Origin of the sequence: Pseudovibrio sp. POLY-S9 (assembly GCF_001431305.1) — a bacterium.
Taxonomy (GTDB): domain Bacteria; phylum Pseudomonadota; class Alphaproteobacteria; order Rhizobiales; family Stappiaceae; genus Pseudovibrio.
In genome coordinates, this window is the sequence record NZ_LCWX01000243.1 from 184,655 (window position 1) to 198,777 (window position 14,123).

At 52.5% G+C, this 14,123-nt stretch carries 16 protein-coding genes and 1 tRNA gene; 6 read left to right on the forward strand and 11 right to left on the reverse strand.

The genetic code is table 11. The annotated features are described in order from the left end of the window. Positions 1-37 precede the first annotated feature (37 nt). The 3 genes from PPL9_RS27910 to PPL9_RS27920 all read right to left on the reverse strand — a co-directional run bounded on the left by PPL9_RS27910 (position 38) and on the right by PPL9_RS27920 (position 2,002). Positions 38-415: a ribbon-helix-helix domain-containing protein gene (locus PPL9_RS27910; protein ID WP_057465775.1), complete on the reverse strand. Its 378-nt coding sequence runs from the start codon at positions 413-415 to the stop codon at positions 38-40. A 31-nt stretch (positions 416-446) separates the two neighbouring features. Next, a complete protein-coding gene (locus PPL9_RS27915) occupies positions 447-1,028 on the reverse strand; it encodes a DJ-1/PfpI family protein (protein ID WP_057465776.1) in 582 nt (193 codons plus the stop codon). Between the two features lie 98 nt (positions 1,029-1,126). Next, a complete protein-coding gene (locus tag PPL9_RS27920; RefSeq protein WP_208989687.1) occupies positions 1,127-2,002 on the reverse strand; it encodes a hypothetical protein in 876 nt (291 codons plus the stop codon). A gap of 376 nt (positions 2,003-2,378) precedes the next feature. On the opposite strand from PPL9_RS27920, the gene PPL9_RS27925 reads away from it, so the two are divergent. Further along, complete coding sequence (locus PPL9_RS27925) at positions 2,379-3,785, forward strand: glutamine synthetase family protein (RefSeq protein WP_057465778.1); 1,407 nt, start codon at positions 2,379-2,381, stop codon at positions 3,783-3,785. 71 nt (positions 3,786-3,856) lie between these two features. On the opposite strand, the gene PPL9_RS27930 is transcribed toward PPL9_RS27925, so the two are convergent. The 3 genes from PPL9_RS27930 to PPL9_RS27940 all read right to left on the reverse strand — a co-directional run bounded on the left by PPL9_RS27930 (position 3,857) and on the right by PPL9_RS27940 (position 7,200). Next, a complete protein-coding gene (locus PPL9_RS27930) occupies positions 3,857-4,615 on the reverse strand; it encodes a pyridoxine 5'-phosphate synthase (protein WP_057465779.1) in 759 nt (252 codons plus the stop codon). A gap of 199 nt (positions 4,616-4,814) precedes the next feature. Further along, positions 4,815-5,408, reverse strand: a complete 594-nt coding sequence (gene ilvN, locus PPL9_RS27935) for an acetolactate synthase small subunit (protein ID WP_057465780.1) — start codon at positions 5,406-5,408, stop codon at positions 4,815-4,817. 19 nt (positions 5,409-5,427) lie between these two features. Then, entirely contained in the window at positions 5,428-7,200 is a 1,773-nt protein-coding gene (locus PPL9_RS27940; RefSeq protein ID WP_057465832.1) for an acetolactate synthase 3 large subunit, read from the reverse strand. Between the two features lie 860 nt (positions 7,201-8,060). Here PPL9_RS27940 and PPL9_RS27945 point away from each other — a divergent pair. Further along, positions 8,061-8,136, forward strand: a tRNA-Lys gene (locus tag PPL9_RS27945). Between the two features lie 208 nt (positions 8,137-8,344). On the opposite strand, the gene PPL9_RS27950 is transcribed toward PPL9_RS27945, so the two are convergent. From PPL9_RS27950 to PPL9_RS27975, 5 genes are all read right to left on the reverse strand, one after another. After that, a complete protein-coding gene (locus PPL9_RS27950) occupies positions 8,345-8,590 on the reverse strand; it encodes a hypothetical protein (protein WP_057465781.1) in 246 nt (81 codons plus the stop codon). A 187-nt stretch (positions 8,591-8,777) separates the two neighbouring features. After that, entirely contained in the window at positions 8,778-10,043 is a 1,266-nt protein-coding gene (locus PPL9_RS27955; RefSeq protein WP_057465782.1) for a hypothetical protein, read from the reverse strand. Positions 10,044-10,367: 324 nt separating this feature from the next. Beyond that, positions 10,368-10,637, reverse strand: a complete 270-nt coding sequence (locus PPL9_RS27965) for a DUF2312 domain-containing protein (RefSeq protein WP_057465784.1) — start codon at positions 10,635-10,637, stop codon at positions 10,368-10,370. Between the two features lie 130 nt (positions 10,638-10,767). After that, positions 10,768-11,070 carry a hypothetical protein gene (locus PPL9_RS27970; protein WP_057465785.1) on the reverse strand — a complete coding sequence of 101 codons (303 nt, stop codon included), beginning with the start codon at positions 11,068-11,070 and terminating at the stop codon, positions 10,768-10,770. Between the two features lie 358 nt (positions 11,071-11,428). Beyond that, positions 11,429-11,758 (reverse strand): helix-turn-helix transcriptional regulator, encoded by a 330-nt coding sequence (locus tag PPL9_RS27975; protein WP_161831485.1) that lies wholly within the window; start codon positions 11,756-11,758, stop codon positions 11,429-11,431. A 110-nt stretch (positions 11,759-11,868) separates the two neighbouring features. On the opposite strand from PPL9_RS27975, the gene PPL9_RS27980 reads away from it, so the two are divergent. Genes PPL9_RS27980 through PPL9_RS27995 form a run of 4 tightly spaced genes read left to right on the forward strand, consistent with a single transcriptional unit; the run spans position 11,869 to position 14,004 of the window. Next, positions 11,869-12,108 (forward strand): helix-turn-helix transcriptional regulator, encoded by a 240-nt coding sequence (locus PPL9_RS27980; protein WP_161831487.1) that lies wholly within the window; start codon positions 11,869-11,871, stop codon positions 12,106-12,108. Continuing rightward, entirely contained in the window at positions 12,105-12,383 is a 279-nt protein-coding gene (locus tag PPL9_RS27985; protein WP_057465788.1) for a hypothetical protein, read from the forward strand. Before PPL9_RS27980 ends, PPL9_RS27985 begins: the two co-directional genes overlap by 4 nt. After that, on the forward strand, positions 12,383-12,901 hold the full coding sequence (locus tag PPL9_RS27990; RefSeq protein ID WP_057465789.1) for a helix-turn-helix domain-containing protein: 519 nt from the start codon (positions 12,383-12,385) through the stop codon (positions 12,899-12,901). The genes PPL9_RS27985 and PPL9_RS27990 overlap by 1 nt, the downstream gene beginning before the upstream one ends. After that, complete coding sequence (locus tag PPL9_RS27995) at positions 12,898-14,004, forward strand: toprim domain-containing protein (protein WP_057465790.1); 1,107 nt, start codon at positions 12,898-12,900, stop codon at positions 14,002-14,004. The genes PPL9_RS27990 and PPL9_RS27995 overlap by 4 nt, the downstream gene beginning before the upstream one ends. Positions 14,005-14,123 lie beyond the last annotated feature (119 nt).

Sequence of the window (14,123 nt, forward strand, 5' to 3'; positions counted from 1 at the left end):
TTGATTGGCTTCTCTCGCTGAAAAAGGTGAGGGGAGCCTAACTTGCGTTTTCTATGGCGCGTGTTTGTGCCCGATAGGCGCGTTCGTTCTTCAGCAACTGAGGAGCATTGAGGGTGCTGATCGGGACGGATTTGTCCTTCGGGATATCCTCTGTCTCCTGTAACGAGAGATAGCGGAGACAACACACGCGCAGGAAGCTGGTGAAGTTGCCCAGGTCATGCCTTGCTTCGATGGATTCATTGTGCAGACGTGTCAGAAGCTGGCCAACGGACATGTCATCGCGCTTGGCTATCTCTTCAAGGATGGTCCAGAAGTAAGTTTCCAACCGCACGCTGGTGACCATACGGTCAATGCGAAGGGAGCGTGTTGTACTCTCCCACAGGTCCGTATCTGCTTTGATGAAAAGCTCGCACATGGTCCCCTCCGCAATTGTCTAGTGCTGCTTCTTAAGCATAAGCAGGCTGGTTCAGCAGAGCAAGGAACTGCTTGAGCCATGCTGGATGAGCAGGCCATGCTGGTGCTGTCACAAAGTTGCCATCAGTGACTGCCTCAGCCACGTCGACGTCAGCGAATTTGCCGCCGGACATGGTAACCTCTGGTGCGCAGGCCGGATAGGCAGAGCAGGTTCTGCCCTCTAACACGCCAGCAGCAGAGAGAAGCTGAGCACCGTGGCAGATGGCTGCGACCGGTTTGTTCTCTTTGAAGAAGTGACGCACCATGTCCAGAACAGCTGGGTTCAGGCGCAGATATTCTGGTGCACGGCCACCGGGAATGACGAGTGCGTCATAATCTGCCGGGTTGATGGTGTCAAAGCTGGTGTTGAGTATGAAGTTGTGACCGCGTTTTTCGGTGTAGGTCTGGTCACCTTCAAAGTCATGGATGGACGTTGCGACGGTGTCGCCTGCCTTTTTATCGGGGCAAACGGCGTGAACATCATGACCAACGGCGCCCAAGGTCTGAAATGGCACCATAGTTTCGTAATCCTCGGTGAAGTCACCGGTGATCATAAGCACTTTTTTGGCAGACATGTTTCCCTCCCAGATGTGGCTGCGAGGGAAACCTAGCAAGGGAAGAGGCTGAGCGGGTAATAGCGTACTACTACATAGCTCAGCCTTATCCTGGAGGCTTAGTCGACTTCGTTGGTTGAGAGGGAAATCCAACGTTTCAACTCAGGCAAATCGGAGCCTGCCGCCGTGCGATCGTTTTCCTGCAATGTGGTGGTGCCGAATTGGAAGAATGCGCCGAAACGGAATTCATGAATGACCGGTTCGTCGGATTCGTCACCTTTGATCCGGAAATCATGACCGTTGTAGGATGCACTGAGACCAACTGGCAGTGCGGTGAAGCTTTGCTTGAACTCGGCACCCCAGCTGAAGATGTTCACTTCGCCATCGCGTGCATCACCTGGCCCTGGCTGATTGTAGCGGTCGCCAGTGACGTAAGACAGAGAGCCAGTCAGTTTGGTGTTTGGCGTGAAGTAGTAACTTGCGCCACCGCGCGCAAACAGGCCGTTGTCAATGGTCTCGTTCTCGTCATCGTCGCCATCGAGGAAACCAGCCTGACTGAACAGGGTGATATCCTGAAGGTAATACTGGCCTTCAACGCCGATGAACTGGAAGGTTTTGGTGGAGGTGTCGTCTCCGCCGTCAACGGTTACACCGCCGCCGCCAAAGACACCGAACAGGCCTTGCTGTGGGTCTTTGTAAGCGAAGTGGACTGCTCCCAGACTGTCGCGGAGGGTGTTGTCACCGTCCTTGGTGTCGAACTGGTAGTATTCGAGATCTCCATCTACCTGCAGGCTGAACTGCTGGAAGAGTGGCAGAGCGTAAGATCCATAGAAGCCAAGGGTGTTTGGTTCCTGATCTTTCGTGTCGATCTGATCAGCCTCAAAGAAAGAGCGACCAACGTTGACGCCGACAAAACCGCCTGCGTTAAGCTCTCGTGGAGCTTCTGTTTGGTGGTCGGCTTCTTGTGCACTTAGGGGATGTGCGGCAAGAGCCATGGGGATAGCCAGGAGGTATAAAGAGCGCATGTTTCTATTATTCTTGATGGGGTGTCCTTAGGGAATGTCCAACCTAGCAGAAATCCGTATCCTTACAATTTTCTGGCAATAAACTATTAGTTATCTCTACGAGTGTTGCTGATCTGCACGGTGGGTATGGAGGCACTTATTTTCATCATTTCATAGGCTTGATGTGGTTTTTGTCGATAATTCGTGTCGAGGCGCCTGTGTACCAATTACACTGCTTAGGTAGTCTTGAGGATTTACTTGCAACTTATGCGGATGCGAGATTTAGTTTAAAGGTCGCCAAATTCTTCCATGCTTTGCAATCAGCGTTGACTTTAAGGTGCTTTGTACATCTTGGAGTGGATCAGGCATGACGACATTTTGGGAACAACAAGCCGCCTCAAAGGAAGGGCTGGCCAAGCAAATCGCGCAATTGAGGCAGCGGGGCGTACATTCGGTGATCACGCAGGTGCCAGATATGAACGGGCTTTTGCGGTGCCGGCTTCAGCCTCTTGATGGGTTGGAGAAGGGCTGTTCCACCAACTCCTCGCTCTATCTTATTCCTCACGGAGACGGGCAGCCTGCTGGTGAGCAGATCTACGAGTCTCCGCACGTCTGGTATCACACCGGCTTTGGCAATTTGCACAGTCTGGCAGATGGCAACACACTGTTTCAGCTGGGGTGGCGACCCGAGGTCTCGGAGGTTCTGCTGAATTGTCATGAGCGGAATGGTGCGCGTTTTTCATTGGATTTGCGGCGTCCGCTGGAGATGCTGGAAGAAAAGCTTGCCGAGCTGAAACTCACCATGAAGATTGGGTTGGAGTTTGAGCTAGGGATCTTTCATTTTGACCGGGCATTGGTTGAAGCGGGACACCACCACAAGCTCAAGCCGTTTGGTCATTCCTTGCAATATGACTCAGTCAACCGTGATCCGGACTACATGGACCTGATGGAAGCGTTTCGTGCGCGTATGGACTCGCTTGGCATTGGGGTTTCCTCAATGGAGAGTGAGATTGGTTGGGGCATGTATGAGGTTGCCTTGTCGCCAACCTCGCCGTTGCAGGCTGCTGACAATGCAGTGCGGGCACGTCATCACCTGAAAGAGCTTTGCCGGGAGCATAATCTGATTGCGACTTTTATGGCGCGTTATCAGCCGATGGGGCAGGATTCTGCGTGCGGAACCCATGTGCACATCAGCCTCTACGACGAGATAGGGCACAATGTGTTCTATGATCGGGAGGCGGTGTTGAGTGAGCGGGGGAGGTTCTTTGTGGCGGGGCTTCTGGCGCAGATGCAGGCGTCTCATCTGGCGTTCCGGCCTACGATCAACTCGTACCGGCGACTTTCGCGATTTACCGGGTGTCCTGAAGAAGTGTGTTGGGGAGACGAGCATCGGGTGAGCGCGGTGCGCGTTATTTCCAGTCCTGATCCGCAAGCGATCCGTTTGGAGCATCGGTGTTCGGGAGCTGATACCCATCCGCATATTATTGTGCCGTTGATTGCCTCCGCTGGGCTGCTGGGGCTGAGCAAAGGAGAAGAGCCACCAGCAATGCTGATTGGTGATCCGGGCAAGGATGAAACCTTGGAGAAGCTGCCTCGGTCCCTGGAAGCGTCGTTGGAACTCTTCCGGGAAAGTGATTTTGTGAAGGAGGCGTTGGGTGCGTCGCTGGCGGATCAGTATGCGCGTAGCCGGGAGAATGAGTTGAAGGCGTTCAAAGCGTGGATTGAGAAAGACATCACCAGCTTCGAGTTTCTGCGGTATTTTGAAGGGGTTTGAGCTCTGTAGTGGCCTACAAAAAAGCCTGCTGTAATGGATCACAGCAGGCTTTTTCTTAAACTCGGTGGCTCTTATAGCTCTACAGGCTCGCCGAGAGCGTGGCGGAAGCGGCGGACGCTTTGGGTGAAACCGTGTTCCAAGGCATCGGCGGTGAAGCCGTGGCCAATGGAGACCTCTGAGATGTACGGTACGCGCTCAATCAGGGCTGGCAGGTTTTCAACGGTGAGATCGTGGCCTGCATTAACCAGAAGACCTGCTGCCTTTGCAGCTTCTGCGGTTGCAACGACTTTTTCCAGCTCGACCTTTTCTACTTCCTTGTCAGAATGACAGGCACCGTAAGGGCCCGTGTAGATCTCGATACGCTCAGCGCCTGCTTCAGCTGCAAGAGCTGGCTGGCTTGGGTCCGGGTCTACGAACAGGGAAGTGCGGACGCCCCAGGCCTTTGCCGTGGCGATCACGTCTTTCAGGAGGTCCATGTTTTGGGAGAAGTCCCAGCCGTGGTCTGAGGTTTGCTGGGATGGATCGTCCGGGACAAACAGAACCTGTGTCGGGCGGGTTTCTTTCACCAGTTCCATGAAGCGCTCATCCGGGTAGCCTTCAAGGCACAGCTCTTTGCCATGCAGCTCTTCGCGCAGCATCTTGGAGATATCTTCAACATCGGTGCGGCGAATATGGCGCTCATCCGGGCGAGGGTGCACGGTGATGCCTTTGGCTCCTGCATTGAGAGCGAGGGCTGCCAGATGCGTAACGCTTGGCCATGGAACGTCGCGGCGATTTCGCAGAACTGCTACAGCGTTTACGTTGACGGATAAGCGGCTAGGCGTCTTCATGGGGCATACTCTTTTTTGAGACAGAGCATGTCGCTTTTGTGCGTTGTGCTCTGACTTTTTGTTCTTCACGCATCCTTACCCGAAAAACCGGTTCCCACCTGTCGGGGATACGCTCTAGATTATCAAAATAAAACGGCGTCTTCACAGACTTGCAAAAGACGCCGCTCAATATCAATAGGACAAAATTGTCCTCTAACTGTTAAATTTCATCCTGCAAGTCTTTGAGACCTTGAGAACCGCGTGAAAGTGCGGCAACGCCTGTACGTGAAACCTCAACAAGACCGAGTGGTGTCAGGATTTCGATGAACTGATCGATTTTATTGGTGCGACCTGTGATCTCGAAAACGAAGTGATCAATGGTTGCATCAATGACGGTTGCCCTGAAAGCTTCTGACAGGCGCAGGGCTTCCAGGCGTTTCTCGCCTTCACCACGCACCTTGATCAGTGCCAGCTCTCGCTCAAGCGGCTTTTCCTGGTTGGAGTTGCGTGCTGCAACGGTCAGATCCCGGACGATATGCACCGGTACAAGGCGATCCAGCTGGTGACGGATCTGCTCGATGATCTGAGGAGTACCTGTGGTCACGATCGTGATACGGGAAACGTGTTTCTCGTGTTCCGTTTCAGAAACGCTGAGACTGTCAATGTTGTAGCCACGGCCAGAGTACAGGCCAATCACGCGGGCAAGAACACCAGGTTCGTTGTCTACAATGATAGATAGGGTATGTGTTTCGAGGACATCGCTGGTTTCGGCTAGGAAATAGGCCGATAGAGCGTCTGTTTTCTGTGCGTTCATAATGCTTCTCCCAGCTTACCTATACCAATGACTTGCCAGCGGTGTCGATGGCGTTTGCAACGGCTTCATCAGTTGCTTCATCTGGCAGCAACATTTCGTTGTGCGCTTTGCCTGATGGGATCATTGGGAAGCAGTTGGTCAGCTGAGCGATGCAGCAATCAAACAGAACCGGTCCAGGTGTCTCAATCATTTCCTGAATGGCGTCATCCAGTTCACCCGGTTTGGTGACACGAATGCCTTTGCCTCCGTAGGCTTCTGCCAGTTTTACGAAATCAGGCAGGCTGTCCGTGTAGGAGTGCGAGAGGCGGTTGCCATGCAGCAGCTGCTGCCACTGGCGAACCATGCCCATGTAGGAGTTGTTCATGATGAACGTTTTAGGTGCCAGACCGTGCTGAACGGCTGTCGACATTTCCTGAATATTCATCAGGATGGAGGCATCGCCTGCAACGTTGATGCACAGCCCATCTGGATGAGCAACCTGTGCGCCAATGGCTGCTGGGAGGCCATAGCCCATTGTGCCGAAGCCACCTGAGGTCAGCCAATGGTTTGGCGATTCAAAGCCAAGGTACTGTGCCGCCCACATCTGGTGCTGTCCAACCTCGGTGGAGATGTAAACGTCCTTGCGACCTTTGACGGCTGCGTTCAGACGCTGCAATGCGTACTGAGGCATGATGACATCGTCGCTGTGGCGGTAGGACAAGCAATCCCGTGCGCGCCACTTGGTGATCTGTGTCTGCCATTCCTTCAGCTCTGGCTGAGAGCGGAAGCTGGAGGCGCGCCAGATGCGAACCATGTCTTCCAGAACGTGAGCCACATCGCCAACGATCGGCAGATCAACATGAACGATCTTGTTGATGGAGGATGGGTCGATGTCCACGTGGATTTTTGTGGAATTTGGTGAGAAGGCGTCCAGACGGCCCGTGATGCGGTCATCAAAGCGTGCACCGATACAGATCATCAGATCACAATCGTGCATAGCCATGTTGGCTTCATAGGTGCCGTGCATGCCCAGCATGCCGAGCCACTGCTCACCGGATGCCGGATAAGCGCCCAGACCCATAAGGGTGGATGTGATCGGGAAGCCTGTCTGGTCCACCAGCTCACGCAGCAGCTGACTTGCAGCCGCGCCGGAGTTGATGACGCCGCCGCCTGTATAGAACACAGGGCGTTTGGCTTTTGACATCAGCTCAACAGCTGCGCGAATGGCAGTCATGTCGCCTTTCAACTGTGGGCGATAGCTTTTGTGGTTGCTCGGGTTTGCCTGCGGGCCTTCATAGGTGCCGGTGGCAAACTGAACATCCTTTGGAATATCGACCACAACAGGGCCGGGACGACCGGACTGTGCAACGTAAAATGCTTCATGGAGAATGCGAGGCAGATCATCAACGTCCTTCACCAGCCAGTTGTGCTTGGTGCACGGGCGGGTGATGCCAACGGTGTCACATTCCTGGAACGCATCAGATCCAACGAGGTTGGTTGGTACCTGACCGGTGATACAGACCATGGGGATGGAGTCGAGCATGGCGTCTGTCAGGGCAGTCACCATGTTGGTTGCGCCCGGACCAGAGGTCACCAGAGCAATGCCGGCTTTGCCGGTAGAGCGTGCATAGCCTTCAGCAGCATGGCCTGCGCCTTGCTCGTGACGGACAAGGATGTGCTGGATCGCGTCCTGTTGGATCAGCTCATCATAAATGGGTAGAACTGCACCACCAGGGTATCCAAATACATGTTCCACCCCGTTGTCCTTCAGCGCCTGGAGAACCATTTCAGCGCCTGTCATCTCCCGTTGCATCATCAAGTCCTTGTTGCCTGTATCTGCTCGTTTTGCCTGATTGAAGGGTGTGCAATCAATCCGACTGTTTGTTTTACAGGGATGCTCTTTTAAACATCACTGCGAATTAGCCATAAAAAAAGGAGCCGTTTGGCTCCTTGTGCGCGTCTAACCGTTCCGAGTGAGCTTGCTCACTCCGGCGACGCGCGTCCCACCACGATAAGAAGAATTGAAGTTTGCATTTTGGTATTGGGAGCCTCAGGGCTCCACTCTCCCTTAACATAATTCCAACCGTGAAAGAGATTACCGCGCTTCACCATTGAATCGCTCAGGTAAACTCTGAAATTCGGGGAGAGATTAGGCTTAGATACGTAAAAGCGTCAAGTGGCTTCTTCTTAATGTTGCGCCGCAAAGACCTCTCGTTTTCTTGAGTTATCTGCAATAGTCAGCGTGCTTTGCAAAAGTTGCGTCACGGAAAGTTATACTCGCTCTGTTTGCATTGGCTTTTCTAAGCGCAATTGTTGCGCTTGAGCTAACCCGCAGAAATACGGGATTTTGCAGTGCGATGATGGTGCAACGACTTTAGCTGCAGTGCACGCCTGTGACTACTAAGAAGATATGAGATAGACCGTGGCAGGGAGATCTGTGAAACTTTTGCGTTGGACTAATTGATAAGAAGGCAGTTTTGCGAAAATTGCGGTGTTTTTTCGCGTTTCGCACTTCTGAATTGTGTTTGTGCTGCGAAAATTCGTAGATTTGCACAGGTTAGTCTGGGATAAGTTTACTTTACACAAGACATTTTCGAAAAGTTGCACGTAGGGCCTTGCGCTCTCGCAAAAGGCTTTATATACACCCGCCATCGCTTCGGCGGGAAACGTTTTGGGTGTATAGCTCAGTTGGTAGAGCAGCTGACTCTTAATCAGCCGGTCTAGGGTTCGAATCCCTATGCACCCACCAAGTTTTTCAAGGCTTTAAGCCAACTCTTCCAAGAACTAGTAGTGAACATGAGACTTTCGTGAGACTTCTTGCGTGAAAAGTCTCACGGGCTTTCTGATGCTTGGGAGCTCTTCGGTTAGAAATTCCAAAAAATCCGTGAGACAATAAGCCTGTTGCAAGGGTTTATCCTCGCTAAGTTATTGTTGTTTAAGTTTTTAATCGGTGAGACTTAGGCGGCTTCTGTCGAGCTGGGGAGAGATACGGTGTTTAGATCCAGTGTCGCTTCATCAATGTCATTAGCGGCGCTTGTTAACTTTGTTTGAGCCAGGCTTTGGATCTGGAAGAGAAGGGGCTCTCTTAGGGTTAGCCACTCTTCGTTAGTTGCATGTTCGGCGGCGACTGCAATGAGCTTCAAAATGCCATTTGCTTCGTTGATGCTGGAAAGCGCATCTTGCAACTTGTTGGTGTATATCATTGTTTCCCCTAATTAAAGTTGTTTAATGGCCGCGTTGCCATTTGGGATTATTGGGAGAATACAATCTTGGGTAGGGTATTAAGTGTACTCAACGCGGCCTAGCTGCAAACTGCATAGTAATTTGTTTTATTACGTAGGGGCAATTACTGGGTATGGTTACTAGACTAAATTCAATTTTCAAATAAATTTAGTAGTTTACCTCTGTTTCTGGATCATCATCAAACCAACTGATCATTTTCCTCATGGCTGCGTCAGCCATCTCTGGGTGACGTGCAAGGTAGTGCTTGAGGATCTGTGCGGCACTTTGGGCGGAATGGCCCGTCACCGAAATGATTTCAGGAACGGTGGCACTGGCGAGTGCCATCCAAGTCACAGCGGTGTCTCGGAAATCCATTTCCCAAAAATCAATAACTGAAGGGCACGCTTTGACTTTGCCAGGAATGCCAGTGGCTGCAGCTGTCCGGATCTCTGTGAAGCGCTTGCGATAGTAGTCGGGGTTGAATGGCTTCCAGGTTCGCTCGTTCAAGATAACATGTTTTGAAATAATGCCGGCTTCTTTCCGGCGCTCTGCAGCTGCCGTTAGGCGCCGCTCTAACTCGGGTGTCTGGAGGATATGAACGATTGCTCCAGTCTTGCTTTGCTTGAAGATGCGGCGTTTGTGTAAAAGACCCCGATCAACCAGGTTGATACGATCAGCTTGTCGTTGTCCGCTCCATACAGCCAGGACGAACATGTCGCCAATCTCAGGCCAGTCAAGGGCATCGGCTGCAGCTATCAAGCTTTGTAATTCCTTCAGCGTGGCAAAGCGTACGCGCGCATCTGGCATCTTCATGTCAAGTTTCAGGGCTGGATTGACTAGCATGCGCTTGAACTTCCCGCGCTTCAGTCCCCATGAGATTGCTGCGGACAGCGTTGCCAACGCACCGCGTGCTGTGGGTAGCCCGATGTTCTCCCATAGATCTTCATAGAGGCCGTAGCAGATTACTCGATCAAGAGCGTCCGCTTCAGCTGCCCATAGATCAGGGTGATACTTTTCGATTACCCTAGATTTTTGCTTGTAGTCCCTGATTGTTTTTGGGGCGTACGGCTGCTTATTGTCGCCATTGAAGCGTGGGGATCTGAACCAATCTTCGAAGAGTTGGCTTAGAGGATAGGCGTTACTCTTGCGCCGGGCTTTCTTGGCTGCTTTGTGCGGTGCTGAGTTCCTGCGTTTCTCAAGTCTTCTGCAGAAGGAAAGGGACCAGTCTACCGCCTGGCCTTTTGTAAACCAATCGCCTGTGTTCTCTGTTCCTGGCTCAAGTTCGATTGGATGAATGTGCGTGTCCGTTGGGTGGCGGAGATCCATTCCCTTGAAGCCTGCTTCTCGGAGGCTCTTGCCTGGTGCGAAGCGAGGTCTGCCTTCTCTCCATGCGACGTGTGGATGTGGGTTCTTGCTGCGTTTGCTTGTTGACATGATATGCTCCCGAAAGCTTTGCGGAGTTCTTTTAGAATAGTCTATGAAACAGGCGGGACAAGCCCGCCTGTTTCTGAAAAGCCCGCACCCGCCGCAATGCGGGCTTCTCTTATTTTTTCATTACGAACGACCGATGAAACGGATCAGGTCTGAAGCTGCAGGCTTTTGCGTGGCGAGATCTCTCTTTCATTGATGTTGCCTGCTGCTCTGTGCCCTTCCATGCCACTGCCCTGAGCGCGGTCAGTTGGTGTCCTGAGAAGTGCAGGTATGTAGGTGCTGCAACTGGATTGCGCTGTGGTATTTGCAGGTAGCCGCGCGTTTCAGTCATGATGCGTCCTCCATTGCTGGGCCAGACATGCCAAGGGCGTGCAGGTAGAGATCCAGTATGGCCTCTTCTTCGTTTCGTTCGTGCGGCTTGCGCTTGCGGAGGGAGATGATTTTCCGCATGACCTTCACGTCGAACCCGTTGCCTTTTGCTTCTGCGAAGACGTCCTTGATATCGTCCGCGATGATTTTCTTCTCTTCCTCCAAGCGCTCAATTCGCTCAATGAAGGCTCTGAGTTGGTCTGCTGCAACGCCGCCTGCATCTGTCATTGCTGGTCCTTTGTGTTTTCTTGGTTGGTGTGAGCTCCCACGCTCAATGTGAAGTGCAGGAGTAAAAGGGTGACGAGCGTCGCGCCCGAAAATGCAACTGCCGATGCGAGCCATTTGAGATAAGGAAGCATCAATTTCCTCCGTAGCGCGAGTGCAGCATCTGCTGTTGGTCTGAGATGCGGGCTTCCAATGGTGTGAGGAGTGGCGCGTCATTGTCATTTGAGCTGAAGGGCTCAGCGCCGTGCTGGTTCAAGAGCCAGGAGCGGATAGACGCGCGCGGCCAGAACCAACCTGAAGGATGTTTGCGCGGCATGCCTTGTTGCTCGTGTTGCTTCAGCCAGTTTCGCTTCAGCCAATCTTCCGAGCGGCTCATTGCTGTAGCGAGCTCCTCGATGCCAACGACAAGGGAGCCGAGGTGTTGTTGTTTGTCCATGTGTCAAGCCTTTCCCAAACTTCATTTGAGAAAAATGTGACAGATAGTCAGATATTGGTCAAGCAAAAATCTGACTATCTGTCACACTCGAATTATGGCTTTCGACTTTGTGCGTGAATATGGGTTGGGTGATTTGCGGCTGGATGGCGGAAAAGGCAGGGGTTTAGGCGCGCGCCTATGCCAAGTGCAAAGCGGTTGCGTGTCGTAGGTCATGGAGGTGTTGCTGCGCAAGAATGCGCGCGCCTATGTCAAGTGCACGAGCACTAACGGCGTGGGCTGGGTAGTGTGTGTTTTGGTGGGGAGGGTAGGCGCGCGCTTTTGTTAAGTGCTGAGGAAGGGCGGAGTTGCGCGCGGCAAGTTACTCAGGATCGTTGTTGGACTGCAGGGCGTTCAGGACTGCCAGTGCTTGATTGATCTGTGCTGGTGGTAGCTTTCGAAGCTTCTCAATGAGTGAGAGAACCTGGTCCTCTGGAGAGATGAAGAGCTGATACGGTTCGACGCATAGAGCATCCGCGATTGCTAGTATGTGATCACGGTTCCATCGACGTTGCCCATTCTCAATCTTTGAAAGCATTGAGTGGTCGATGTTTGTTTGCGCTTGCAGTTCCTGCAGCGTGGTGCCTTTCGCCAGGCGCCACTGCCGGATCATGATGCTGGTGGTGTCGGTGCTATGCGTCTTGGTTGTCATAGTCACAATCATATACATTTGCGCACCCTATTTCTTTGACCATCTGTCACAAAATGTCTTGACAGCTTATGTGACCATCTGTCACAAAATTACAAGACATGGAGCATGTGATGGCGCAGAAAAAAAATCACCCCTTGATAAATTGGAGAAAGACGGAAGGTCTTTCGCGGGCAAAGGCTGGCGAAAAACTGAACGTCTCCGAAGACACGATCCGGTTCTGGGAGATTGGGATCCGCTTTCCTAAGCGATCTAACCTGGATCAGATCTACGATCTTACAGAAGGGGTGATCACTGCCGAAACCATGCGTAACGCTTACGACAAGCTGTGCAAGGAGAGGGCGGTTAGATGATTGATGTGCTCATCATTTCAGATATTGCAAGACCTGATGCGGACGAAGACAAGTTGAAGGACAAGCATCGTGAAATGCTTGATGAGCTCAACAGTGCCGCGCGTGAGGCTCGTTGGCCGGGCGTGAAGTTCTCCTTCTACGGATACGATAAAGCAAAAGGTGTCATTCAGATCCAGGCGATACCAGGTGACAAGCCTGGGACAATGCATCTGCTGAAAGCTGCAGTCAGTGAGTTGCGCGCTAGTGGAACAATTGAGAGTGGAGGGGTAGCCTGATGGCTCGCTCTATTCATTCTCTTGATAGTGCACGCGAAGCGGCCAACATTACACAAAAGCAACTGGTTGCTGCCGCTGGTCTTGACCCATCGACCTATCGCCGTTTTCTGCGGGGGGATCGTACGCCGCAGCAATCTACCTTAAAGCGTCTCGACTATGCGTTGCAAAACATCAGGCGCACCGGTCAGTGCGTCCAGTTTCAGACAGCACATTTGGTTTTCCGGCTCTGCGTTGCAACCCTTTGTGTGAAGGCTAACCTGGATCCTGAAGCTGTGCTCTCTCATAAACCTAGCGATCGTAGGACTGCTGACCCTGATTGGGCTGCAGCTGCAGAGGTGCGACGTCGGGCTCTTTATCTGGCTAATACAGCTTGCGGAGTTTCACAGGCGGATCTTGCGCGCGTAGCAAATCTCACCCGTGCAGCTGTGTCCCTTGCCCTAAACGCAATGGAAGACAACCGCGATGACCCAGAAGTTGAACAGTTGTTCTCACTCGTTGAGGGGGCGGTTCAAGGATGAGAAATGATCTTACTGAAGTTAAGCAGGGGCTGAAGGATCGCATTGAAGATCTTTGTGCTTTGTTGCTGCCCGATGGAAATAGGCGCGGGCGGTTATGGGTGGCGCACAATCCAGTTACTGGTGACTACAATCAAACTCCAGAATTCAAGGTTGCTTTGACGCAAGACATTGGCGCTTGGAAAGATTGGCGCACTGGTGACAAGGGCGACGTCCTTAACCTGATTGCCTACATTAAAGGCAAGGACTTTAAAGAGGTTTTGGTTTTTGCTCGTGACTTCCTTGGCCTGCAGGCCATGAGTTACGAAGAGCGCCGTAACTTTGCAGAAAATGCCAAGAGAAGCCGTGAAGACCAGGACCATAAGGCCAAGCTTCAGGCTGAAAAAGCCCGCAAAGCTGCTGAGAAACTGTGGTTGTCTGGAGCTATGTTGAAGGCTGGTAGTGCAGCTGAACACCATGCTCATAACTACTTGAAGAAGCGCCGTTGTGCGCTTGAGGATGTTCCGAACCTTGACTTAAACACGTTCAGGTTTGCGCCCTCTGTTGAGTACTGGACACTAGCGAAATGGGAGAAGCAGAACGGGCGGCTCTTCAAAGTGCAAGACGGTCCACGCTTCCCTGCAATCTTGTCGGCTATGCGAACGATTATGGGGCAGGTGATTTCCTGCCATGTCACCTTCCTGGATCCAGCTAAACCAGACAAAGCATATCTTGGCCCAAAGGCTAGTCCTCGTCTTATGAAGGCGGCGAACAAGGGCGCTGTTATCCGGATCTCAAACGGCCCTGAGAATGTGGCTCCTGAGTTTGCTGAGCGGGCGTACCCACTGATCTTGGCGGAGGGTTTTGAAACAGGAGCCAGCCTTGCGATTGCTGTGCCAGAGGCGCGCGTTTGGGCTTGTGGTTCCTTGTCGGGGATTGGCAATGCGCCGATCGCTTACCCCTTTATCTCTGAAGTTTATGTGGCCGGCGAAAACGATTGGGAAAAACCCACGGCATTGAGACAGCTTGACCAGGCAATGAACAGCCTGGAGCAGCACGGCAAACCCTTAACCCTGATGCGCCCCCACGGTGGGAGCGACTTTAACGACCTTATGAGAGGTGAGTGATGGTGACGAAAGATGAAGCAGGCGGACCGGGACAAGACTGCGAAAACAAAACTCAAGAGGCGGGGCAGCAAGCGGAAGCGCAGGCTGGAACGGCGGCAGAGGTTCGGGCCGTTCTGGAG

What these genes read in the sequence shown, in the direction of transcription:
- PPL9_RS27910 (WP_057465775.1), bottom strand. Translation starts at nt 415, where the DNA reads ATGTGCGAGCTTTTCATCAAAGCAGATACGGACCTGTGGGAGAGTACA.
- PPL9_RS27915 (WP_057465776.1), bottom strand. Translation starts at nt 1,028, where the DNA reads ATGTCTGCCAAAAAAGTGCTTATGATCACCGGTGACTTCACCGAGGAT.
- PPL9_RS27920 (WP_208989687.1), bottom strand. Translation starts at nt 2,002, where the DNA reads ATGGCTCTTGCCGCACATCCCCTAAGTGCACAAGAAGCCGACCACCAA.
- PPL9_RS27925 (WP_057465778.1), top strand. Translation starts at nt 2,379, where the DNA reads ATGACGACATTTTGGGAACAACAAGCCGCCTCAAAGGAAGGGCTGGCC.
- PPL9_RS27930 (WP_057465779.1), bottom strand. Translation starts at nt 4,615, where the DNA reads ATGAAGACGCCTAGCCGCTTATCCGTCAACGTAAACGCTGTAGCAGTT.
- ilvN (WP_057465780.1), bottom strand. Translation starts at nt 5,408, where the DNA reads ATGAACGCACAGAAAACAGACGCTCTATCGGCCTATTTCCTAGCCGAA.
- PPL9_RS27940 (WP_057465832.1), bottom strand. Translation starts at nt 7,200, where the DNA reads ATGCAACGGGAGATGACAGGCGCTGAAATGGTTCTCCAGGCGCTGAAG.
- PPL9_RS27950 (WP_057465781.1), bottom strand. Translation starts at nt 8,590, where the DNA reads ATGATATACACCAACAAGTTGCAAGATGCGCTTTCCAGCATCAACGAA.
- PPL9_RS27955 (WP_057465782.1), bottom strand. Translation starts at nt 10,043, where the DNA reads ATGTCAACAAGCAAACGCAGCAAGAACCCACATCCACACGTCGCATGG.
- PPL9_RS27965 (WP_057465784.1), bottom strand. Translation starts at nt 10,637, where the DNA reads ATGACAGATGCAGGCGGCGTTGCAGCAGACCAACTCAGAGCCTTCATT.
- PPL9_RS27970 (WP_057465785.1), bottom strand. Translation starts at nt 11,070, where the DNA reads ATGGACAAACAACAACACCTCGGCTCCCTTGTCGTTGGCATCGAGGAG.
- PPL9_RS27975 (WP_161831485.1), bottom strand. Translation starts at nt 11,758, where the DNA reads ATGACAACCAAGACGCATAGCACCGACACCACCAGCATCATGATCCGG.
- PPL9_RS27980 (WP_161831487.1), top strand. Translation starts at nt 11,869, where the DNA reads ATGGCGCAGAAAAAAAATCACCCCTTGATAAATTGGAGAAAGACGGAA.
- PPL9_RS27985 (WP_057465788.1), top strand. Translation starts at nt 12,105, where the DNA reads ATGATTGATGTGCTCATCATTTCAGATATTGCAAGACCTGATGCGGAC.
- PPL9_RS27990 (WP_057465789.1), top strand. Translation starts at nt 12,383, where the DNA reads ATGGCTCGCTCTATTCATTCTCTTGATAGTGCACGCGAAGCGGCCAAC.
- PPL9_RS27995 (WP_057465790.1), top strand. Translation starts at nt 12,898, where the DNA reads ATGAGAAATGATCTTACTGAAGTTAAGCAGGGGCTGAAGGATCGCATT.